Here is a 22,269-nt window from a genome sequence, read left to right on the forward strand (position 1 = left end):
CCCTTGGCCGAGCCATGGTAGCCCAGCTCGGGAATAACAGGTTGTACGCAGATTCGTACAGCAAGGTGCTGCCACGACTGCCATAACCTTCCGTCGCCGACGGCGTAAGCGAGTGGGCACGAGCTGGGCCTTCTGGAATAGGGGCTGCGCGCGGAAACGGCGCTTGGCCGCGCCTGCGCTGATGCGCAGTGATCATGAGTCTGTACGCCAGGGCGTACGGTTCGTTCGGTTTTGTCTGGCTTATCGGTTGTGGGTCGTGGCGCAAGAATCTGCTTCGACGACGCATGCATTCGGCTGTGTCGGCGCCCACCGCGATCTACGACAGAGGACTCCGCCATGTCAGCCACACACGAAACCGTTGCCCGTACCCGCCTTACCCGCCGCAGCCTGCTGAAGCTTTCCAGCGCGATCGGCATCGCTCTGTTCATGGGCATCGAGGCCAGCGGCGTGACTGCCCAGGACGCCCAGGCGCCCAAGCCGGACTGGTCGACGGCGGACATGCCGTCGCAGGCCGGGCGCACGGTGCTTATCACGGGCGGTACCAGCGGCATGGGTTATGAAGACGCCCTGGCGCTTTCCCGCGCAGGGGCGAACGTGATCATCGCCGCGCGTAATCAGGCCCGCGGCGATGCCGCGGTCAGCCGCATTCAACAGGCAGTACCGGGGGCGCGGGTCAGCTTCGAAACCTTAGATCTCGCGGACCTGCGCTCGGTTGCCGCGCTGAGCCAACGACTCCAGTCGCGCCAGCAACGCCTCGACGTGTTGATCAACAACGCCGCCGTCATGGCCTTGCCCGAGCGCGAGTTGTCAGCGGACGGTTATGAGCTGCAGCTCGCCACCAACTACCTGGGCCACTTCGCGCTGACGGCGCAGTTGCTGCCGCTGCTGCGAAAGTCGCCCGACCCGCGCGTGATTAACCTGGCCAGCATTGCCGTGCATCACGGCCGCATCGATTTCAACGACCTGCAGGCGGAGAAAGGCTACGCGCCCATGCCGGTGTACGCCCAGTCAAAGCTGGCGATGTTGATGTTCGCCTTCGAGCTGCAGCGGCGCAGTGATCAGCACGGCTGGGGCATTCGCAGTATCGGCGTGCACCCCGGCGTGGCGGTCACCGAGCTGGTGAAGAACGGTCCAGGACTGGACAGCGCCTTCGGTCAGAACTGGGCCAAGGACCGCGATGTTTACCATTCGGCCGCGCAGGGCGCCCTGTCCACGCTCTATGCCGCAACCGCGACGCAGGCGCGCGGCGGCGCCTATTACGGGCCCACGGGGGCGGACGAAAAACGCGGCCCGCTGGGTCTCGCGACTATTCCGCAACCTGCGCAGGACGCACAGGCCGCGGCGCGCCTGTGGGACCTCAGCGAGCAACTTACCGGGGCCAGCTTCCGCTGATCCCTTCACAGACCCGCCGCAGGCGGGTCAGCGCAAGAGGCTTATACCGTGACGACCTCGACTGATTCACTGCCGAGCGGTTTCGCGCGGCTGTTCAATACCCGACCCGGGGAACGGCCTGCGGTGATCGCTGGGTTTTTTATGTTCTTCCTGCTGTTCACCGGCTACTTCATGCTCCGCCCGGTGCGTGAAACCATGGGCGTGGCGGGCGGTGTCGACAACCTTCAATGGCTGTTCACCGGCACGTTCGTCGCCACGCTGGTCACCCTGCCGCTGTTTGGCTGGCTGGCCTCCAAGGTGGCGCGGCGGCGTATCGTTCCCTGGGTGTACGGGGTTTTCACCAGCCACCTGATCAGCTTCGCCGTCGCGCTTGCCTTCTTTCCGGACGACCCCTGGGTGGCACGTGCGTTTTACATCTGGCTGTCGGTGTTCAACCTGCTGGCCGTCTCGCTGGCCTGGAGTGTGCTGGCCGACGTATTCGACGCCGACGCTGCCAAGCGTCTGTTCGCCCTCATAGCCGCTGGCGCGAGCCTGGGCGGGCTGGTCGGTCCGCTGCTGGGCATCGCCCTGGTGCGGCCGCTTGGCCATGCGGGGTTATTGCTGCTCTGCGCCGGCCTGTTGCTGGCGAGTGCCGCGCTCGCGGTGTGGCTGCATCGCTGGCGCGATCAGCAGCCCGACATCGAAACCCGCCAGCAGGCAACACCGGCCCGGCATAACGCGCTGGGAGGAAACCCGTTTGCCGGTGCGCTCGCCACGCTGCGCTCGCCCTATCTGCTGGGAATCGCCGCGTTTGTCATGTTGCTGGCGAGTATCAACACCTTTCTCTACTTCGAGCAGGCACGGCTGGTGTCCGAGACGTTCAGCGATCCGGTCCGGCAAACCCAGGTGTTCGGCACCATCGATGCAGTGGTCCAGGGGCTTGCCATCCTCACTCAGCTGTTCATCACCGGGCACCTCGCGCGCCGGCTGGGTACCACGGTGTTGCTGGTAAGCATTCCGGTGGTGATGGTGGCGGGCTTCATATGGCTGGCGCTGGCGCCGGTGTTCGCCGTCTTCGTGGTGGTGATGGTGATCCGCCGGGCCGGTGAATATGCCCTGGTGCGGCCAGGCCGCGAGATGCTCTACACCGTGGTGCCCGCCGAGCAGAAGTACAAGGCGAAGAACTTCATCGACACGGTGGTTTACCGGGGTGGTGACGCCGTTAGCGGTTGGCTCAAGCATGCGCTCGATCTGTTCAGCGAAAAGCCCGCACTGGCGATGCTGGTGGGCGCGTTGATTGCGGCGGTCTGGGGGTTGTGCGGCTTTTTTCTCGGGAGGACGGAGCGGCGCCTGGAGTCCGTTCGGCGAGACTAGCAGGCCGTCATACAAGCCCGGGAATCGGCTGGCGAAGCCCATAAAAAAGGCAGCCCGAAGGCTGCCTTTTCTCACTCGATATGCTGTCAGTGGGCGACTGCGCCGGAGGCGCCGTAGCCGGTCTGCGAGCGAACGAACTGCGGCATGAAGCGCGCCTTTTCATTGGCCGCCGCGGTGGACTTGTCGGTGATCGAGAAGAACCAGATCCCGGCAAAGGCAACGATCATCGAGAACAGCGCCGGGTACTCGTACGGGAACACCGCTTTGGCGTGACCAAGCACCGAGACCCACACGGTCGGGCCGAGGATCATCAGCGTTACCGCGGTGATCAGGCCGAGCCAGCCGCCGATCATGGCGCCCCGGGTGGTGAGGTTCTTCCAGTACATCGAGAGGAACAGCACCGGGAAGTTGCAGCTCGCCGCGATGGAGAAGGCCAGGCCGACCATGAACGCGATGTTCTGCTTCTCGAAGGCAATGCCCAGGCCGATGGCCAGGACGCCAAGCGCGACGGTGGTGATCTTGGAAACGCGCAGCTCATCCTTCTCGTTGGCCTTGCCCTTCTTGAACACGCTGGCGTACAGGTCGTGGGACACCGCCGAGGCGCCAGCCAGGGTCAAGCCGGCGACCACCGCGAGGATGGTGGCGAAAGCCACAGCCGAGATGAAGCCGAGGAACAGGCTGCCGCCCACCGCATTGGCCAGGTGCACCGCAGCCATGTTGTTGCCGCCGAGCAGGGCGCCTGCGGCATCCTTGAACGCCGGATTGGTGCTGACCAGCAGAATCGCGCCGAAGCCGATGATGAACGTCAGGATGTAGAAGTAGCCGATGAAACCGGTGGCGTAGAACACCGACTTGCGGGCTTCCTTGGCGTCGCTCACGGTGAAGAAGCGCATGAGGATGTGCGGCAGGCCGGCGGTGCCGAACATCAGCGCCAGGCCGAGGGAGATCGCCGAAATCGGGTCTTTCACCAGGCCGCCGGGGCTCATGATCGCCTCGCCGTTGGCGTGCACCTTGATGGCTTCGGTAAACAGCGTGCTGAAGTTGAAGTCGACGTGCTTCATCACCATCAGGGCCATGAATGAGGCGCCGGACAGCAAGAGAACCGCCTTGATGATCTGCACCCAGGTGGTTGCCAGCATGCCGCCGAACAGCACGTACAGCACCATCAGGATGCCCACCAGGATCACCGCGACGTGGTAGTCGAGGCCGAACAGCAGCTGAATCAGCTTGCCGGCGCCGACCATCTGCGCGATCAGGTAGAACGCCACCACCACCAGCGAGCCGCTGGCCGACAGGGTGCGGATCTGGGTCTGGCCCAGGCGGTACGAGGCCACGTCGGCGAAGGTGTACTTGCCCAGGTTGCGCAGGCGCTCGGCGATCAGGAAGAGGATCACGGGCCAGCCGACCAGAAAGCCGATCGAGTAGATCAGGCCGTCGTAGCCGGAGGTGAACACCAGCGCGGAAATGCCCAGGAAGGACGCCGCGGACATGTAGTCGCCGGCGATCGCCAGGCCGTTCTGGAAGCCGGAAATCTTGCCGCCGGCGGTGTAGAAGTCGGACGTCGATGTGTTGCGCTTCGAGGCCCAGTAGGTGATGTACAGGGTGGCACCGACGAAGGCTAGGAACATGACGATGGCCGACGTGTTGATCGGCTGGCGCTGCACCGCGCCGGTCAGCGCTTCTGCGGCCCAGAGGGTCGGTGCAATGGCTGCGAGGCCGATGCTGCTGAGTAGACGCGCGATCATTTCTGCACCTCGTCGAGGACTGCCTGGTTCATGTCATCGAACTCGCCATTGGCGCGCTGCACATAGACGCCGGTCAGCACGAATGCCGACAGGATCAACCCCACCCCGAGCGGAATGCCCCAGGTGATGGGCGAGTCGGGGCTGATACGCGTACCGAGCCACTGCGGCACGAACGCGATTAGCAGGATAAAGGCCAGGTAAAGGCCGAGCATCAAGGCGGACAGCAGCCACGCGAAACGCTCGCGCTTGGCCACCAGCTCCTGAAAGCGGGGGTTATTCTGGATTTGGGTGTAAATCTTGTCATGCATGATTGCGCGGCTCCTCTGCGGCAAGTGACGCCACTCTAGAGCCACGGTTGCGGCTGCACAGGCGACTTTAGTCGTGGTCGCGACCATAGTCGTAGGCCCGGAATAGACGCGCTCCGGGTACATCAGTGGGAGCGCCTCGCCTCAGCGTCGGCCGATAAATTACGGGGCCGACTTCTATCAAGGAGAGGCGTTTACGCATCTAATGATGGTTCTGCGAAGCGCCGGCATGACTGGGCTATTGCGTACAAGGCTTGCCGGCAAGGTCTAAGCGACGAGCATCGGCATCGCTAATGCATTTAACGTCAAAGCCCTGCGTCAGGCGCGGTGATTTATCGCGGATGCTGCTGGTGAAGCTATCCATGAAACGCTGGGCTTTCAATTGATCGTCAAAGCGCCGAGCTGAGCTCTGACTGTGGGTATAGCTCCCATTACTAGAGGCGAAACACTGGTCGTATCCCTCACATTGCAGCTGGACGTACCAGTACGGTTGGCGGACTTCCACATCGGCAGAGCTGCTCAAGGCAACCAGGCAGAGAGCGGCGGATAGCATCATGCGCATTTGAATACTCCTTGGTGAGCAAAGGCGAAGCCTAAGACAGAGTGCGTGCGCATTGGAATCATGGCCTCATGCCTCTAGCGTGAAGTGGTCAGCCTCGTTACTGACCGATTTGTCTGAACTATGCCCCCGGTGTGTTCTCCATACAGACAGGCAGGCTCAGGCGCCATTTCATCGGCGGAGGCGGCGCCTGCTTCAAGGAGAGCGCGAATGAACGACACGCAACGGGCGAAGCCGCCACTGAGAATTCTACTGACCGGGTTGCTGGTGCTGCTGCTGGGTGCCCTGTTGGCCGTGGGTGGCGCCTACCTCGCGTGGCTTGGCGGGTCCTGGTATTACCTGCTCGCCGGCATCGGCATGCTGCTGGTCGGCGGTTTGATTCTCGCCAGGCGTCGCGCGGCGTTGTGGCTGTATGCGGTGTTGCTGCTGGCCACGTTAGCCTGGACGGTCTACGAGGTGCGCTTCGACTGGTGGCAGCTGGCGCCACGTATCGACCTTTGGTGCATTCTGGGTCTCTGGTTGCTGCTGCCCTTTATCAATCGGCATATCGGCGTGCTCCCTCGCTGGCGCGACGGCGCTACGGGGCTGCTTGGCCTTGGCCTGGTGCTCGGTGCGGCGATGGCCGGGTACTCATTGACCCAGGACTATTCGCGCATCGACGGCGAATTTAGCGATGCGCAGATGCGCGGCAGCAACCCCGAAGCGCAGGCGGGGCGCTCGGCCAGCGAGTGGACGGCCTATGGCGGCTCCGACCGTGGCGACCGCTATTCCACCGCCAACCTGATCACTCCGGAAAATGTCGAGCGCATGGAACTGGCCTGGGAATACCACACCGGCGACCTGCCGGGCGAGGGCGATCCGGGCGAGATCACCAACCAGGTAACGCCGCTCAAGGTCGGCAACGGCCTGTTCATCTGCACGCCCCACAGCATCGCCATCGCCCTGGACGCCGACACCGGCAAGGAGCTGTGGCGTTTCGATCCACAGATCAATCGCGCGGCCGAGTATTACCAGCACATGACCTGTCGCGGCCTGGCCTACCACGATGCCGGGGCCTACCCCACGGCGCCTGCGGTCCAGGCCAGGGCCAGTGCGCCGGCGGTTGCCGATGTCGATAACCTGCCCGCAATTGCCGATGCTACTGCAGCCGCGCGCGAGGATGCGCCCGCCCCGCCGGCTTCGGCGCGCTGCGAGCGCCGGCTGTTCCTGCCGACCAACGATGCCACCTTGTATGCCCTGGATGTGCAGGATGGCCAGCCGTGTGAAGACTTCGGCACTGGCGGCATGGTCGATCTGAAAATCGGTCTGGGTAAGGACGCGCTGGGGGTCTACCTGCCGACCTCGCCGCCGGTGGTCACCGAGAAACTGGTGATCGTCGGCGGTTCGGTAACCGACAACGGTTCGGTGGATTCACCGGGCGGGGTGATTCGCGCCTACGACGTGCGCAGCGGCGAGCTGGTATGGAACTGGGACCCAGGCAAGCCGGAGCAGACCGCGCCGCTGCCGGCCGGGGAAACCTATACCCGCAGCACCCCAAACTCCTGGACCATCGCCACGGCCGACGAGCAGCTCGGTCTGGTCTATATCCCGACCGGTAACCAGAGCCCCGACCAGTGGGGTGTGCCGCGCAGCCCACAGACCGAGCGCTTCACCGCCACCCTGGTGGCACTCGACCTGGCGACTGGCGAGGTGCGCTGGGAGTTTCAGACCGTGCACCATGACCTGTGGGACCGCGACCTGCCTTCGCAGCCGACGCTCGTCGACATCGACGGCCCCCAGGGCAAGGTGCCGGCCATCATTCAGGCGACCAAGGGCGGCAGCCTGTTCGTGCTCGACCGGCGCAACGGCGCGCCCATCGTGCCGGTAACCGAGCGACCAGTGCCGCAGGGCGCGGTTGCGGGCGACTTCACCGCGCCGACTCAGCCATTTTCGGCCTTGAGCTATGCGCCGGAGGAACCGCTGCGCGAACGCGACATGTGGGGCGGCACGCCGCTGGATCAGTTGATGTGCCGGATTCAGTTCCGCCAGCTGCGCTATGACGGTGACTTCACCCCGCCTTCGGAACAAGGCTCGCTGATCTACCCTGGCAATGTCGGCACCTTCAACTGGCCTTCGATAGCGGTCGACCCGGTGCGCCAGCTGCTGTTCGGCGCACCCAATTACCTGGCCTTCACCTCGACCCTGGTCAAGCGCAGCGAGGTGCCGGTGGATGCACGCATGGGCGGTGGCGAAACCGGCTTGCAGCCCAATCTGGGCGCCCCCTACATGGCCAGCCTTGAACCCTTTCTGTCGCCGCTGGGCTTGCCTTGCCAGAGCCCGCCGTGGGGATTCGTCAGTGCGGTCGATCTGCGCACCATGGAAAAGGTCTGGATGCACAAGAACGGCACCAGCCGTGACAGCGCGCCGCTAGGCATTCCATTGCCGGTGGGGGTTCCCGCGCTCGGCGGGCCGCTGGTCACCGCAGGGGGCGTCGGATTTCTCAGCGGTACCCTCGACTACTACCTGCGCGCCTACGACCTGAGCAACGGCGAAGAACTGTGGAAGGGGCGGCTTCCGGCTGGCGGCCAGGCCACACCGATGAGCTACATATCGGAACGCAGCGGCAAGCAGTACGTGGTGGTGATGGCCGGCGGGCACGGCTCGTTCGGCACCAAGCTTGGCGATTCGGTAACGGCCTGGACGCTGGCTGACGCGCCATAGCCGCGCATCGCCCCCTGCTCGCGCAGGGGGGGTTGTTCTGCGTCAACCCATTAAAATTCCGTTACTTGCGTCTCACGAGTGTGAGCCGCTCATCCGGGCGTCATTTTTCTGTCAAGAGCAGCGGTTAAACCTGACCGTCGCACCAGTCGCGACGGCAGTCCGGATTCAGTTCTTCCCAGGCCAGCTCACGCGCAATCGGCGACGCGGCCACCGGCCGTGCGTGGGTTTTGCGATACCTGGCCGGTTGCCGGCGCGATTCCACCCATTCGCCGACGCCGCGCAAGCGCAGCTCGGCTTTCTCAGGAATGCGCCATGCACCCCAAGCACCGTTTCACCCGTTCATTACTGGCTGTTCTGTTGGGCGGCGCAGGGGCCGCTCTGCTGCCCGCTGCCCAGGCCGAGCTGCTGATTTCGGAATACGTCGAAGGAAGCGCCAACAGCAAGGCACTGGAGTTTTACAACGCCGGCAGCGCGCCGCTGTCGCTGGCTGGCTACGCGGTCGAGTTCTATTTCAACGGCGCCACCAGCAGCGGACGCAGCATCCCGTTAAGTGGCGAGGTGGCGGCCGGTGCGGTGCATGTGCTGGCGAACGGCTTGGCCGATGCGGCGATGCTGGCCAAGGCCAATCAGCGCAGCGAGGGCAGCTGGTACAACGGCGACGACGCCATTGTGTTGCGCGGGCCGGACGGCCAGGTTGTGGACAGCTTCGGTCAGCTTGGGGTCGATCCCGGCGCGGTCTGGGGCGCGGGGGCCAGTCAGACCCAGGACCGTACGCTGGTGCGCAAGAGTGCAGTGACCAGCGGTGATCGCGAGCCAGCGGATGCCTTCGAGCCTGGCGCCGAGTGGTTGGGTTATCCGCAAAATACCTTCAGCGAACTGGGCCGCTATGGCGAGGGCGAGCCCGGCGGCGGTGATGCCGGCATGCGTCGCATTCATGAGGTGCAGGGCGCTGGCGCGAGCAGCGAACTGGCCGGGCAGACGGTAACGGTCGAAGGCATCGTGACCGCAAACATGCGCGGCGCGGACGAGCTGACAGGCTTCTTCGTGCAGTCGGCCGATGGCGAGATCGATGGCGACGCACTGACGTCCGAAGGGCTGTTTGTGTACGACGGCGGCGTAGGCGTCGCCGTGCGCGCTGGCGACCGGGTGCGGGTACGCGGCCTGGTTACCGAGTTCAACGGCTTGACCGAACTGACGGGCGCCTTGCAGGTGGTGGTACTCGCGCAGGGCCAGCCGCTGCCTGCGGCGCAGCCGGTGCGGCTGCCGTTGGCCGCCCGTGACGAGCTGGAGCGCTATGAAGGCATGCGCGTCGCGCTGCCGCAGACGTTGACCGTGAGCGAGGTGTACAACCTCGGCCGCTACGGCGAGTTGTTGCTGTCATCGGGCGGGCGCCTGTGGATTCCCACCCACCGTGCGCAGCCGGGTGAGCAGGCCCAGGCGCTGCAGGCGCGCAACGACCTCAACCAGATCATCCTCGACGATGGCCGCAGCGGGCAGAATTCGGACCCGGTTCGCTACCCGGCGCCGGAATTGAGCGCGTACAACAGCGTGCGGATCGGCGACCAGGTCGAGCGCATCCAGGGTGTGATGCATTACACGGCCGGCAGCTACCGCGTGCATCCATTGGTGCAGCCGGAATTCACCGCGAGCAACCCGCGCCAGGACAGCGTGCGAGGCAGCAAGGGTCGCCTGCGGGTCGCCAGCTTCAACGTGCTGAACTATTTCAATGGCGACGGCAACGGCGGCGGCTTTCCCACGTCCCGCGGTGCCAGCAGTAGCGAAGAGTTCCAGCGTCAGCGGGACAAGATCATCGCGGCCATCGTTGCGACCGATGCCCATGTCATCGGCCTGATGGAGATCGAAAACGATGGCTATAGCGAAGACGGCGCCATTGCCGATCTGGTCGCCGGTCTGAATGCCGCGTCGCCGCGCTGGAAGCGCTATGCCTTCATCAAGCCCGAGCAGGAGCGGCTCGGTAGCGACGAGATCGCCGTCGGCATCATCTATCGCAAGGACCGCATCCGCCCGCACAAGACGGCCGCGGTGCTGGACAGCTCGGTCGACCCGCGGTTCGACGACAGCAGGAATCGGCCAGCACTGGCGCAGACGTTCCGCGAGCGGTTCACCGGCAAGCGCTTGACGGTGGCGGTCAATCACCTGAAATCGAAAGGCTCGAGTTGCGACGACATTGGCGACCGCGACATGGGCGACGGTCAGGGCAACTGCAACCTGACCCGCGCGCTGGCGGCGCAGGCGCTGGTGAGCTGGCTGGCGAGCGACCCAACCCGCGGGCGCGACCCCGATGTGCTGATCATCGGCGACCTCAACGCGTATGCCAAAGAGGACCCGATCAACCTGATTCGCGCAGCCGGCTACACCGACCTGCTGGCGCGGTTCGTTGGCGACAGCGCCTACTCATACGTGTTCTCGGGCCAGTCCGGTTATCTCGATCACGCCCTGGCCAGCGCCAGCCTGTTGCGTCAGGTGCGCAGCGCGGGCGAATGGCACATCAATGCTGACGAGCCGCGGGTGCTGGATTACAACCTGGAGTTCAAGACCGAGCGGCAGCGCTCATTGTTGTACAGCGCCGATCCTTATCGCGCCTCGGATCACGATCCGCTGGTGATCGGCATCGACCTGCGCTGATGCTCGACTGCGTTGGCTTCGGTGGAGCCAACGCTCGCTCTCGAGTGCTGTGATCGCCTGACGACGAGCCTCAAAAAAGCCATTGAAATCGTGAGCGGCTGAGACAAGTAGGGTGCGCCATGCGCACCAAATTTACACCGAAGCTAGTGGGCACGACCGAGGAGGCCCGTGTACTGCATAGTTAGCCTGGTGCGCACAGCGCACCCTACGAAATTGGGCAGCTAGGTGGTTTTTCAACAGCTTGTTAATGGTGCTCGCGGGTGGCGCGGAATTTCACGTCCGGCCAGCGTTCTTCCATCAGGCTCAGGTTGACCCGCGTCGGCGCCAGGTAGGTGAGGTGGCCGCCGCCATCGAGCGCCAGGTTTTCCACCGCCTTGTTGGAGAATTCTTCAAGCTTCTTCTTGTCGGCGCATTCGATCCAGCGCGCCGACCACACGGTGATTGGCTCGTAGGCACATTCCACCTTGTATTCCTCTTTCAGGCGGCTGGCGACCACGTCGAACTGCAGCACGCCGACCGCGCCGAGGATGATGTCGTTGCTGCGCTCGGGGAAGAACACCTGAGTCGCACCTTCTTCGGCGAGCTGTTGCAGGCCCTGGCGCAGTTGCTTGGATTTCAGCGGGTCTTTCAGACGCACACGGCGGAACAGTTCCGGGGCGAAGTGCGGAATGCCGGTGAAGCCCAGGCTTTCGCCTTCGGTAAAGGTGTCGCCGATCTGGATGGTGCCATGGTTGTGCAGGCCGATGATGTCGCCGGCATAGGCCTCTTCGAGCATCTCGCGCTCGCTGGAGAAGAACGTAAGGGCGTCGCCGATGCGCACATCCTTGCCGGTGCGCACATGGCGCATCTTCATGCCTTTCTCGTACTTGCCCGAGCAGATGCGCATAAAGGCGATGCGGTCGCGGTGCTTGGGGTCCATATTCGCCTGGATCTTGAACACGAAGCCGGAAAATTTCTCCTCGCTCGGCTCCACCGTGCGCTCGTTGGCGACCCGCGCCAGCGGACGCGGCGCCCAGTCGACCACGGCATCGAGCACATGATCGACGCCGAAGTTGCCCAGGGCGGTGCCGAAGAACACCGGGGTCAGTTGGCCGGCCATGAACTCGGCCTGGTCGAACTCGTGGCAGGCGCCCTGCACCAGCTCCAGTTGTTCGATAAAGCGTTCGTACTCGTCGCCCAGATGCGCACGGGCTTCGTCGGAGTCGAGTTTCTCGATGATCTTGGTTTCGGTGCGTTCATGGCCGTGGCCGGCGGTGTAGACGATGATGTAATCGTCGGCCAGGTGGTAGACGCCCTTGAAGTCGCGGTAGCAACCGATCGGCCAGGTGATGGGCGCGGCCTTGATCTTCAATACCGCCTCGATCTCATCGAGCAGTTCGATAGGGTCGCGGATGTCGCGGTCGAGCTTGTTAACGAAGCTGACGATGGGCGTGTCGCGCAGCCGGCACACGTCCATCAGGGCGATGGTGCGCGGCTCGACGCCTTTACCGCCGTCGAGCACCATCAGCGCACTGTCCACCGCGGTCAGGGTGCGGTAGGTGTCTTCGGAGAAGTCCTCGTGGCCGGGGGTGTCGAGCAGGTTGACCATGTGATCGCGGTAGGGGAACTGCATCACCGAGGTGGTGATGGAGATGCCGCGCTGCTTTTCCATCTCCATCCAGTCGGAGGTGGCATGGCGGTCGGACTTGCGCGACTTCACCGTACCAGCCACGGCAATCGCCTTGCCCATCAGCAGCAGCTTTTCGGTAATGGTTGTCTTACCGGCGTCGGGGTGGGAGATGATCGCGAACGTGCGGCGCTTGGCGACTTCGGCGGCCTGGATGGTCATTGTGCGGGAACCCGTCGACTGATAGTCGGTCTGTCAAAAAAGGCGGCGATTATAACGGTAAACGCGCATTGGCGCGGCGCCCTGTGGTCAGCCCGGCAAAACCGCGACGGCTGCGGTTTTGCACAGCATTTGTGACGCGTTGTTTTGAATCCGCAACAGTCGATCCAGCGGGCGATTGAGCGGAGCGAAACGACGGCAATTATTGATTGATCTCAACCCCCCATGGCCCTAAAGTTCGCGCCCGAACGTCCATGCTGGCAACGATCCATCCGGCTCAAGTACTGACGACGAGAGATTGCGTTTATCCGGTCAAGTAACGCGCAGCGAGCGCGGTTGGTGTCACTTGAACGACGTGATTCTCGGCGACAATGCCTTGGGAAGTAGGCGAACCAAAGTGGGGAAACTGATCAGACGTTCCGCGGCCACGCCATGCGTGGTGCATCCCTAACCTGTTTATTGGTCAGCCATTGGAGTCCCCGCATGTCGATCGAGGTTGAAGACTACTATCCCCGCGAAACCTTCCAGAAGATGAAGGCGTTCGCTGACAAGCAAGAAACCCCATTCGTGGTGATCGACACCGCGATCATCAGCCAGGCCTATGACGACCTGCGCGCCGGTTTCGAATTCGCCAAGGTCTATTACGCGGTCAAGGCCAACCCGGCGGTCGAGATCATCAACCTGCTCAAGGACAAGGGTTCGAGCTTTGACATCGCCTCGATCTATGAGCTGGACAAGGTCATGGGCTGCGGCGTTGGTCCGGAGCGCATCAGCTACGGCAACACCATCAAGAAATCCAAGGACATTCGCTACTTCTTCGAGAAGGGCGTGCGCATGTTCGCCACCGACTCCGAAGCCGACCTGCGCAACATCGCCAAGGCGGCGCCGGGCTCGAAAATCTATGTGCGCATCCTCACCGAAGGCTCGACCACTGCGGATTGGCCGTTGTCGCGCAAATTCGGCTGCCAGACCGACATGGCCATGGACCTGCTGATCCTGGCTCGCCAGCTGGGCCTGGTGCCATACGGCATTTCCTTCCACGTGGGTTCGCAGCAGCGCGATATCTCGGTATGGGACGCTGCCATTGCCAAGGTCAAGGTGATCTTCGAGCGCCTCAAAGAAGAAGACGGTATCGAGCTGAAGATGATCAACATGGGCGGTGGCTTCCCAGCCAACTACATCACCCGCACCAACAGCCTGGAAACCTACGCCGAGGAAATCATCCGCTTCCTCAAGGAAGACTTCGGCGACGAGCTGCCGGAAATCATCCTCGAGCCGGGCCGTTCGCTGATTGCCAACGCCGGCATCCTGGTCAGTGAAGTGGTGCTGGTGGCGCGCAAGTCGCGCACCGCCGTAGAGCGCTGGGTGTACACCGACGTCGGCATGTTCTCCGGCCTGATCGAAACCATGGGTGAAGCGATCAAGTTTCCGATCTGGACTGAGAAGAAGGGCGAGATGGAAGAGGTGGTGATCGCCGGCCCGACCTGCGACAGCGCCGACATCATGTACGAGAACTACAAGTACGGCCTGCCGCTGAACCTGGCCATAGGCGATCGCATGTACTGGCTGTCCACCGGCGCTTACACCACCAGCTACAGCGCCGTGGAATTCAACGGCTTCCCGCCGCTGAAGGCGTTCTATCTGTAAGCGCAACGCTGCTGATTGATCGGAGCGCGCCGCGCTCCGCCGAAAGCCGTTCACTTTCCTCAGGTGAGCGGCTTTTTTCTGGCCGCCTGTGACGCACGCCGCGTTCTGCTGGTCCGCTTCCCGCACATAGACTGCCCAGTCGCTACCGTTTATCGGCAAAGCGGCTGTCTAGAGCCTTGCGCGCAAAACCTGTGCTCCAGTACCGAAAAGCCATGGATGGACTGAGCATAATCGCGCCGCTTTGGTTAATTGTCGGCATGTTCGGCGAATTAGCTTACTTGATGCTGGCACTTTGCTCTTTATTGGCCATTTCGTTGTTGGCTTCCGGGGCTCGTCTAAAAGGAACGTCACTATGGTCGATCTTGATGCGTGGAACCTCTCCATTCCCGTGGGAACGCCTTCCACCACCATCTCCACGCCTAGCCTGAAGCAGGGCTACAAAGACAATTACTTCAAGGCCGCCAACGGCACGGTATTTTTCTGGGCGCCAGTCACCGGCTCGCGCACACCGAATGCCAAATACCCGCGCTCGGAACTGCGCGAGACCTACCCCAACGGCGCCTTGCGCAACTGGAAATACCCCGCAGCGGACAATTTCCTGCGCGCCGCCCTGAGCATCAATCAGGTGCCTTCCAGCGGCCGCATCGTGATCGGTCAGATTCACATCAGCAACAGCACCAAGCCGTTGCTGAAGCTGGAATACCATCACAGCAACAACGTTGGGCGCATCGTCGCCAAGATCCGCAACAAGCCGGATGACAAGCTGCCGTTCAAAGTGACCCTGATCGAAGGCGTGCCAATGAACCAGCGCTTCACCTACAGCATCCACCTCACACCTGCCGGAACCCTGAGCATCAACAGCTATGGCGGGCACTGGGTCGGGCAGCTGGACTCGGTGTGGAAGTCCAAGCCCATGTACTTCAAGGCAGGGGTCTACATCCAGGACAACACCGGTTATGCCAGCGAGGGTGGCCGTGCGACCTTCTACCGCCTTGAGGCCGCGCATCTACCTCTTAAGTCCAAGCCCAGTCCTCTCTGAGTCCCACGCTGTGCGTCGTGGTGACAGGCTGCTCTAGAGCAACTGGCAGCGTCGCTCAGCGACCAACGCATGGACGGCCGGTTGGCAGGAATACCACTACGACCTCTGCTGAGGTCGGCGCGGTCCGCTTGCAAGATGCAACCAAGGCGCTGGTGCCGCGGTTGCTCTGGCTCTAAGCTTGGGCCATGAAAAAAATCCTGCTGAACTGCGACATGGGCGAAAGCTTCGGGGTCTGGACGATGGGTGACGACGCCCATGCCATGCCCCTGATCGATCAGGCCAATCTGGCCTGCGGCTTCCATGCCTCCGATCCCGTGACCATGCTGCGCACGGTGGACCTCGCGGTGGAGCATGGGGTCAGCATTGGCGCTCATCCCGCGTATCCCGATCTGCTCGGTTTCGGCCGGCGGCACATGGCCTGCTCGCCGGAAGAAGTGACGGCGCTGGTGCTGTATCAGATCGGCGCGCTGGATGCGTTCTGCCGCGCGGCCGGCACTCGGCTGGCCTACGTCAAGCCCCATGGCGCGCTCTATAACGAGCTGGTGTGCAACGATGCACTGTTCGGTGCGGTGCTGGAGGCGTGCGCCAGTTACCGTCAGGGCTTGCCATTGATGACCCTGGCGCTGACCGACAACAGTCGCGAAATGCGCCTGGCCGATGAGGCCGATGTGCCGCTGTTGTTCGAAGCCTTCGCCGACCGTGCCTACCTCACCGATGGACAGTTGGCGCCGCGGCGTTTGTCCGGTGCCGTGCACCGCGACCCGCAGCGCATCCTCGATCAGGGGTTGGCGATCGCCCGGGGCGAGCCGTTCGCCGATATCGATGGCAAGCCCTTGCAGCTGCGTGCCGACAGCCTGTGCGTGCATGGCGACAATGCCGAATCCCTAGCGGTGCTGCGGCGCCTGCGGGCGCTGCTTGACGCCAGTTGAGCTGACAGTGCGCGGCGGATAGGGCTGCTGCTGTCGTTCTGATGCGGTGGCTCAGTTGGCAGAATGATTCGTCTCGGCCATTCGGTGCGCACGGCGCACCCTACGGATGGTGGCCGTGCTGTAGGGTGCGCTGTGCGCACCTTCCCCGTTCAAGATAAACCTCAATCCCCTGCCCACCGGCTATAGGGGCGCGCTAGCTGTTGATCGTCTCCGCGTAGTGACACGCCACCTCTCGGCCGTCGAGCAGCCGCAGCTGCGGCTCGTCCACCGCGCATCGTTCGGTTGCATACGGGCAGCGCTGATGGAACGCGCAGCCGCTGGGCGGCGATAAGGGGTTCGGCAGCTCGCCGGCGATTCTGATCTTCGGCTTGCTCGGATCGGGATGCAGGGTCGGTGTCGCCGAGAGCAGCGCCTTGGTGTACGGGTGCAGTGGGCGGTCGTAGATTACCTCGCTCGGGCCCATTTCCACCGGGCGGCCGAGGTACATCACCAGCACATCGTCGGCGACATGGCGCACCACCGACAGGTTGTGCGAGATGAACACGTAACCGGTGTTGAATTCTTCCTGCAGGTCCATGAACAGGTTGAGCACCTGGGCCTGAATCGATACGTCCAGCGCCGAGGTCGGTTCGTCCGCCACCAGCACCTTGGGCGTGAGCATCATCGCGCGGGCCAGGGCGATGCGCTGGCGCTGACCACCGGAAAACATATGCGGGTAACGCTGGTAGTGCTCGGGGCGCAGGCCGACCTGCTGCATCATCGCCTGCACGCGCTCGCGGCGTTCGATGCGCGACAGGTCGGTATTGATCAGCAGCGGCTCGGCCAGCTGGTCGCCGATCTTCTGCCGCGGGTTGAGCGAGGCATAGGGGTTCTGGAACACCATCTGCACGTCGCGGCGCAGTTGCTTGCGTTCGGCCTTGCTGGCGCCGCTGACCTCCTGCCCGGCAATCTGCAGCGAGCCGGAGCTCGGCTGTTCGATCAGGGTGAGGGCGCGTGCCAGGGTCGACTTGCCGCAGCCGGATTCGCCCACTACCGCCAGCGTTTTGCCGGCGGCGAGTTCGAAGGACACGCCGTTGAGTGCCTGCACCTCGGCGGCCGGCTTGAACAGGCCGCGCGACACCGAGTAGTGCCGCTTGAGGTCCCGTGCGGTGAGCACGGTAGGGGATTGCACGGCGGTCATCACGCCACCTCCGAGGTCAGGTTGAGGGCGTAGAAACAGCGCACCGCGCCGCGCTCATGGGCTTCCAGCGCAGGGCGCTGCTCGCGGCAATCCGGCCGTACATAAGGACAGCGCGGCGACAGTAGGCAACCGGCGGGGCGGTCGTAGCGCCCGGGGACGATGCCCGGCAAAGTCGACAGGCGCCGCTCGCCCTGGCTGTGCTCGGGGATCGCCTTGAGCAACGCTTCGGTATACGGATGGGTCGGTGCTTCGAACAGCTGCGGCACGCTGCCGATTTCCACCGCCTGGCCGGCATACATCACGCACACCCGCTGAGCGGTTTCGGCCACCACCGCGAGGTCGTGGGTGATCAGCACCAGGCCCATGTTCTGCTCGCGCTGCAGGTCGAGCAGCAGCTCCATGATCTGCGCCTGGATGGTCACATCCAGCGCAGTGGTGGGTTCGTCAGCGATCAGCAGCTTGGGTTCGGCGGCGATCGCCATGGCAATCGCCACGCGCTGGCTCATACCACCGGACAGTTGATGGGGGTAGGCGTCCAGGCGGCTTTCGGGGGCCGGGATTTCCACCCGCTCCAGCAGCTCAAGCGCACGCTGACGCGCGGCCTTGCGGTTCATGCCCAGGTGCTGGCGCAGCACTTCTTCGATCTGGAAGCCGACCGTGTAGCTGGGGTTGAGGGCAGTCATCGGGTCCTGGAAGACCATCGACAGGTCCTTGCCGACGATGTGCCGCCGCTGGCGGCCCTTGAGCCGCAGCATGTCGGTGCCGTCGAACTGCAGGCTGTCGGCCGTGATAACGCCGGGCGCTTCGATCAGGCCCATCAGTGCCATCATGGTCACCGATTTGCCCGAGCCGGATTCGCCGACGATGGCCAGCACTTCGCCGGCATTGACCTGCAGATCGAGGCCGTCCACGACCGGCACGGCATTGGCGTCGCCGAAGCGCACGCTGAGGTTCTTGATATCCAACAGGCTCATGGGCGCGGCTCCGCTCCGTAGATACTGGGTTTTTCTGCAGGGTCTGCGATCTTGTAGGGTGGATGACGCTTTACCCATCCACCTATTGCGATGGTGGATGAAAAAGGCGTAATCCACCCTACCCAGCTCCCGTAGCCCGGATGCAATCCGGGGCGGGCCGACAGATTTTCCACGGATTGCATCCGGGCTACTTGAATAGTCATCCTGGGCATCCTCAGACGGCGTTCTTGAGTTTCGGGTCGAGGGCATCGCGCAAGCCGTCGCCCATCAGATTGATTGCCAGCACGCTGAGCAGAATGGTCAGCCCCGGCAGGGTCACCACCCACCAGGCGCGCTCGATGTAGTCGCGCGCCGAGGCCAGCATGGTGCCCCATTCGGGGGTCGGCGGTTGCACACCGAGGCCCAGAAAGCCCAGGGCGGCGGCATCGAGAATCGCCGAAGAGAAGCTCAGGGTGGCCTGCACGATCAGCGGCGCCATGCAGTTCGGCAGCACGGTGACGAACATCAGCCGCGGCAGGCTGGCACCGGCCAAGCGCGCGGCGGTGACGTAATCGCGGTTCAGCTCGCCCATCACCGCGGCGCGGGTCAGGCGCACGTAGGACGGCAGCGAGACGATGGCGATGGCGATGACCGTGTTGATCAGGCCTGGGCCGAGGATCGCGACAATGGCCACCGCCAGCAGCAGCGACGGCAGGGCCAGCATGACGTCCATCAGACGCATGATGCCGGGGCCCAGCAGCCGTGGGAAAAAGCCCGCGACCAACCCCAGCAGGATGCCAGGCAGCAGCGACATCACCACCGAGGCCAGGCCGATCATCAATGACAGGCGTGATCCATGGATCAGACGCGACAGCAGGTCGCGACCCAGTTCGTCGGTGCCCAGCAGAAAGCGCGCCTGCCCGCCTTCCAGCCACACCGGCGGGGTGAGCAGAAAGTCGCGGAACTGTTCGCTCGGGTGATGGGGCGCAACCCAGGGCGCGAACAGCGCGCAGAAAATGATCAGCAGCATGAAGGCGAGACCGGCGACCGCGCCTTTGTTGTGGGCGAAGGCCTGCCAGAATTCCTTCAGAGGCGACGGGTAGAGCAGCGATTGGTCGAGGCTGGTGGAGGTGGTCATGGACGTGCCTCCTGTAGGGTGGATGACGCTCTTTTCATCCACCGCTTGGGTGCTGTGATGGTGGATGGGTGAAGCGTCATCCACCCTACGGAAAGAATACGGCTATGCATGGCGTTTTCCTTAGCGCTGATGGCGGATGCGTGGGTTGGCGAGGCCATAGAGGATGTCCACGATGAAGTTGACCAGGATCACCAGGCAGGCGATCAGCAGGATGCCGTTCTGCACCACCGGGTAGTCGCGGGCGCCGATCGATTCGATCAGCCACTTGCCGATGCCCGGCCAGGAAAAGATGGTCTCGGTCAGCACCGCGCCAGCGAGCAGGGTGCCGACCTGCAGGCCGAACACCGTGAGCACCGGAATCAGCGCATTGCGCAGGCCGTGGACGAACACCACCCGAGCGGGCGACAGGCCCTTGGCGCGGGCGGTGCGCACGTAGTCCTCGCGCAGCACTTCGAGCATTGCCGAGCGGGTCATACGGGCGATCACCGCCAGCGGAATGGTGCCAAGCACGATGGCCGGCAGAATCAGGTGTTGCAGCGCATCGACGAACGCGCCTTCTTCCTCGCTGAGCAGGGTGTCGATCAGCATGAAGCCGGTCACCGGGGGGATGTCGTAGAGCAGGTCGATGCGCCCGGACACCGGCGTCCAGCCCAGCCAGACCGAAAAGAACATGATCAGCAGCAGGCCCCACCAGAAAATCGGCATGGAATAGCCGGCCAGCGATATGCCCATGACCCCGTGATCGAACAGCGAGCCCCGTTTCAGTGCAGCGATGACCCCGGCGGTGAGGCCGAGCGTGCCGGCAAACAGCAGGGCCGCCAGCGACAGTTCCAGGGTGGCGGGGAACAGGGTGGTGAATTCGTTCCACACGCTGGTGCGGGTGCGCAGCGATTCGCCCAGATCACCCTCGGCGAGCTTGCCGATGTAGTCGAAGTACTGGGCGTACAGCGGCTTGTTCAGGCCCAGACGTTCCATGGCCTGGGCGTGCATTTCCGGGTCAACCCGGCGCTCGCCCATCATCACTTCGACGGGGTCGCCGGGAATCATGCGAATCAGCGCGAAGGTGAGCAGGGTCACGCCGAAGAAGGTGGGAATCAGCAGTCCCAGACGGCGGGCTATAAAGGCAAGCATTGGCTGTGGTTACTCCGCATCGGTTGATTCGCGGCCGCGACGGCTTGGGCCGCGGCCATTGTGATTGAGAGGTCGACGGGCACCGAAGCGCCCGCTGACCGTTGTGGTTCGAGTGTCGCTTGCAGGTTCAGTGCCGTTTGACCTTGGCGTAATTGTTCGTACCCAGCGGGCTCAGCACAAACCCGTCGACATCCCGGCTTAGCGCGCCGAACTGCTTGGGGTGCGCCTGGGGAATCCACGGCGCCTGGTCGTTGAAGATAGCCAGCGCCTGGCGATAGAGCGCGGCGCGTTGTTGCGGGTCGATGGTTTCCCGCGCCTGGACGATCAGCTTGTCAAACGCCGCGTCGCACCAGCCGGACATGTTTTCGCCGCTTTGCGCGGCGGCGCAGGACAGATTGGGCGTGAGGAAATTGTCCGGGTCGCCGTTGTCGCCTGCCCAGCCCATAAACACCAGGTCGTGCTCGCCGTTTTTCGCCCGCTTCACCAGTTCGCCCCACTCCAGCACCCGGATGTCGGTCTTGATGCCGACCGCGGCAAGGTCGGCCTGGAGCATCTGCGCGCCAAGCGACGGGTTGGGGTTGGTCGGGCCGCCGCCAGGGCGCGTCCAGATCGACAGGCTGATGCCGTTCCCATGCCCCGCTTCGGCGAGCAAGCGGCGCGCGCGCGCAGGGTCATGGGGCCAGCCCGCGAGGTTGTTGTCGTAACCAAGCAGGGTCGACGGATAGGGCGCGACCGCGGCGCTGGCACCCGCGGTGCCGAACTGGGCATTGAGGTACGCCTGCTTGTCGAACGCCAGATTGATTGCCTGGCGTACCCGCACATCGTCCAGCGGTTTGTGGCGCACGTTGAGGGCGACGTAGGAGGTCAGAAGCGAATCCAGTTCCACCACCCTCAGCGCGGGATCGTCTTTCAGTGCGGGCACGTCGAATGGCCGCGGGTACAGGGCGATATTGCACGCGCCGGCACGCAGCTGCTGGATGCGCACGTTGGGGTCGGTGGTGATCGCGAACAGCAGTTTCTCCGAGGCCGGTTCGCCATCCCAGTAGTCCGGGTGGCTGGCGTAGCGCACCTGCGCATCCTTGGCGTAGCGCTGGAAGATGAACGGGCCGGTGCCGACGGGCTGGCTGTTGAGCAGCTCCGGGGTGCCGGCCTTGAGCAACTGGTCGGCGTACTCGGCGGAATAGATCGAGGTGAAGCCCATGGCCAGGTCGGCGAGAAACGGCGCCTGTGGGCGGGTCAGGGTGAAGCGCACGCGCTGCTCGTCGAGCTTTTCGATGGCACCGATCAACGAGCCGAACTCCATCGCTTCGAAGTAGGGAAAGCCGCGGGCTGCCTGGCTGTGCCAGGGGTGCTTGGGGTCGTGCTGACGCTGAAAACTCCAGAGCACGTCATCGGCATTCAGCGTGCGGCTGGGGGTGAACCACGGGGTGCTGTGAAACTTCACCCCCTGACGCAGGTGGAAGGTGTAGGTCAGGCCGTCCGGGCTGATGTCCCAGCGCTCGGCCAGGGCCGGTTCGATTTCGCTGGTGCCGGGCTTGAAGCGCACCAGCCGATCAAACACCGCTTCGGCCGAGGCATCGGCGGTGACCGCCGTGGTGTATTGGACGATATCGAAGCCTTCCGGAGCGGCTTCGGTGCAGACCACCAGCGGTTTGGCCTGCAGCCAGCCGGGCGCGGCGCCGAGCGCCAGCAGCAGGGGCAGGTAACGGAGCGTCGAGTGCATGGGG

16 protein-coding genes are annotated in these 22,269 nt (G+C 63.7%); 7 read left to right on the forward strand and 9 right to left on the reverse strand.

The window, feature by feature from the left end; genetic code table 11:
- Nucleotides 1-426: 426 nt before the first annotated feature.
- Both ACX0MV_RS04765 and ACX0MV_RS04770 read left to right on the forward strand, forming a co-directional pair.
- Nucleotides 427-1,392: an SDR family oxidoreductase gene (locus tag ACX0MV_RS04765; protein WP_458981760.1), complete on the forward strand. Its 966-nt coding sequence runs from the start codon at nt 427-429 to the stop codon at nt 1,390-1,392.
- 48 nt (nt 1,393-1,440) lie between these two features.
- Entirely contained in the window at nt 1,441-2,745 is a 1,305-nt protein-coding gene (locus ACX0MV_RS04770; protein WP_458981333.1) for an NTP/NDP exchange transporter, read from the forward strand.
- 86 nt (nt 2,746-2,831) lie between these two features.
- Here ACX0MV_RS04770 and ACX0MV_RS04775 read toward each other — a convergent pair whose 3' ends face one another.
- The 3 genes from ACX0MV_RS04775 to ACX0MV_RS04785 form a co-directional block, all read right to left on the reverse strand.
- Complete coding sequence (locus tag ACX0MV_RS04775; RefSeq protein ID WP_458981334.1) at nt 2,832-4,490, reverse strand: cation acetate symporter; 1,659 nt, start codon at nt 4,488-4,490, stop codon at nt 2,832-2,834.
- Nucleotides 4,487-4,798 (reverse strand): DUF485 domain-containing protein, encoded by a 312-nt coding sequence (locus ACX0MV_RS04780; protein ID WP_458981335.1) that lies wholly within the window; start codon nt 4,796-4,798, stop codon nt 4,487-4,489. Before ACX0MV_RS04780 ends, ACX0MV_RS04775 begins: the two co-directional genes overlap by 4 nt.
- 235 nt (nt 4,799-5,033) lie before the next feature.
- A complete protein-coding gene (locus ACX0MV_RS04785) occupies nt 5,034-5,357 on the reverse strand; it encodes a hypothetical protein (RefSeq protein ID WP_458981336.1) in 324 nt (107 codons plus the stop codon).
- A 207-nt stretch (nt 5,358-5,564) separates the two neighbouring features.
- Between ACX0MV_RS04785 and ACX0MV_RS04790 the strand changes: the two genes are divergently transcribed.
- Together ACX0MV_RS04790 and ACX0MV_RS04795 are read left to right on the forward strand one after the other, a co-directional pair.
- A complete protein-coding gene (locus tag ACX0MV_RS04790; protein ID WP_458981337.1) occupies nt 5,565-8,054 on the forward strand; it encodes a membrane-bound PQQ-dependent dehydrogenase, glucose/quinate/shikimate family in 2,490 nt (829 codons plus the stop codon).
- Between the two features lie 312 nt (nt 8,055-8,366).
- Nucleotides 8,367-10,700, forward strand: a complete 2,334-nt coding sequence (locus ACX0MV_RS04795; protein WP_458981338.1) for an ExeM/NucH family extracellular endonuclease — start codon at nt 8,367-8,369, stop codon at nt 10,698-10,700.
- Nucleotides 10,701-10,944: 244 nt separating this feature from the next.
- On the opposite strand, the gene ACX0MV_RS04800 is transcribed toward ACX0MV_RS04795, so the two are convergent.
- Nucleotides 10,945-12,528, reverse strand: coding sequence for a peptide chain release factor 3 (locus ACX0MV_RS04800; RefSeq protein WP_458981339.1), 1,584 nt, complete (start codon nt 12,526-12,528; stop codon nt 10,945-10,947).
- A gap of 480 nt (nt 12,529-13,008) precedes the next feature.
- Here ACX0MV_RS04800 and ACX0MV_RS04805 point away from each other — a divergent pair, with 480 nt between their 5' ends.
- The 3 genes from ACX0MV_RS04805 to ACX0MV_RS04815 all read left to right on the forward strand — a co-directional run bounded on the left by ACX0MV_RS04805 (nt 13,009) and on the right by ACX0MV_RS04815 (nt 16,140).
- The gene (locus tag ACX0MV_RS04805; RefSeq protein WP_458981340.1) at nt 13,009-14,172 is read left to right on the forward strand and encodes a type III PLP-dependent enzyme; all 1,164 of its coding nucleotides are present in this window, start codon (nt 13,009-13,011) and stop codon (nt 14,170-14,172) included.
- A gap of 352 nt (nt 14,173-14,524) precedes the next feature.
- Nucleotides 14,525-15,211, forward strand: coding sequence for a polysaccharide lyase family 7 protein (locus tag ACX0MV_RS04810; protein ID WP_458981341.1), 687 nt, complete (start codon nt 14,525-14,527; stop codon nt 15,209-15,211).
- A 185-nt stretch (nt 15,212-15,396) separates the two neighbouring features.
- On the forward strand, nt 15,397-16,140 hold the full coding sequence (locus tag ACX0MV_RS04815; protein ID WP_458981342.1) for a 5-oxoprolinase subunit PxpA: 744 nt from the start codon (nt 15,397-15,399) through the stop codon (nt 16,138-16,140).
- Nucleotides 16,141-16,333: 193 nt separating this feature from the next.
- Here ACX0MV_RS04815 and ACX0MV_RS04820 read toward each other — a convergent pair whose 3' ends face one another.
- The 5 genes from ACX0MV_RS04820 to ACX0MV_RS04840 all read right to left on the reverse strand — a co-directional run bounded on the left by ACX0MV_RS04820 (nt 16,334) and on the right by ACX0MV_RS04840 (nt 22,265).
- Nucleotides 16,334-17,320, reverse strand: a complete 987-nt coding sequence (locus ACX0MV_RS04820) for a peptide ABC transporter ATP-binding protein (protein WP_458981343.1) — start codon at nt 17,318-17,320, stop codon at nt 16,334-16,336.
- On the reverse strand, nt 17,320-18,294 hold the full coding sequence (locus tag ACX0MV_RS04825) for an ABC transporter ATP-binding protein (RefSeq protein WP_458981344.1): 975 nt from the start codon (nt 18,292-18,294) through the stop codon (nt 17,320-17,322). The genes ACX0MV_RS04820 and ACX0MV_RS04825 overlap by 1 nt, the downstream gene beginning before the upstream one ends.
- Nucleotides 18,295-18,508: 214 nt before the next feature.
- The gene (locus ACX0MV_RS04830; protein ID WP_458981345.1) at nt 18,509-19,411 is read right to left on the reverse strand and encodes an ABC transporter permease subunit; all 903 of its coding nucleotides are present in this window, start codon (nt 19,409-19,411) and stop codon (nt 18,509-18,511) included.
- A gap of 120 nt (nt 19,412-19,531) precedes the next feature.
- Nucleotides 19,532-20,542 carry an ABC transporter permease subunit gene (locus tag ACX0MV_RS04835; RefSeq protein ID WP_458981346.1) on the reverse strand — a complete coding sequence of 337 codons (1,011 nt, stop codon included), beginning with the start codon at nt 20,540-20,542 and terminating at the stop codon, nt 19,532-19,534.
- A 127-nt stretch (nt 20,543-20,669) separates the two neighbouring features.
- The gene (locus ACX0MV_RS04840; RefSeq protein ID WP_458981347.1) at nt 20,670-22,265 is read right to left on the reverse strand and encodes an ABC transporter substrate-binding protein; all 1,596 of its coding nucleotides are present in this window, start codon (nt 22,263-22,265) and stop codon (nt 20,670-20,672) included.
- Between the last annotated feature and the right edge of the window lie 4 nt (nt 22,266-22,269).

This window comes from Pseudomonas cistanchae, from assembly GCF_054483635.1.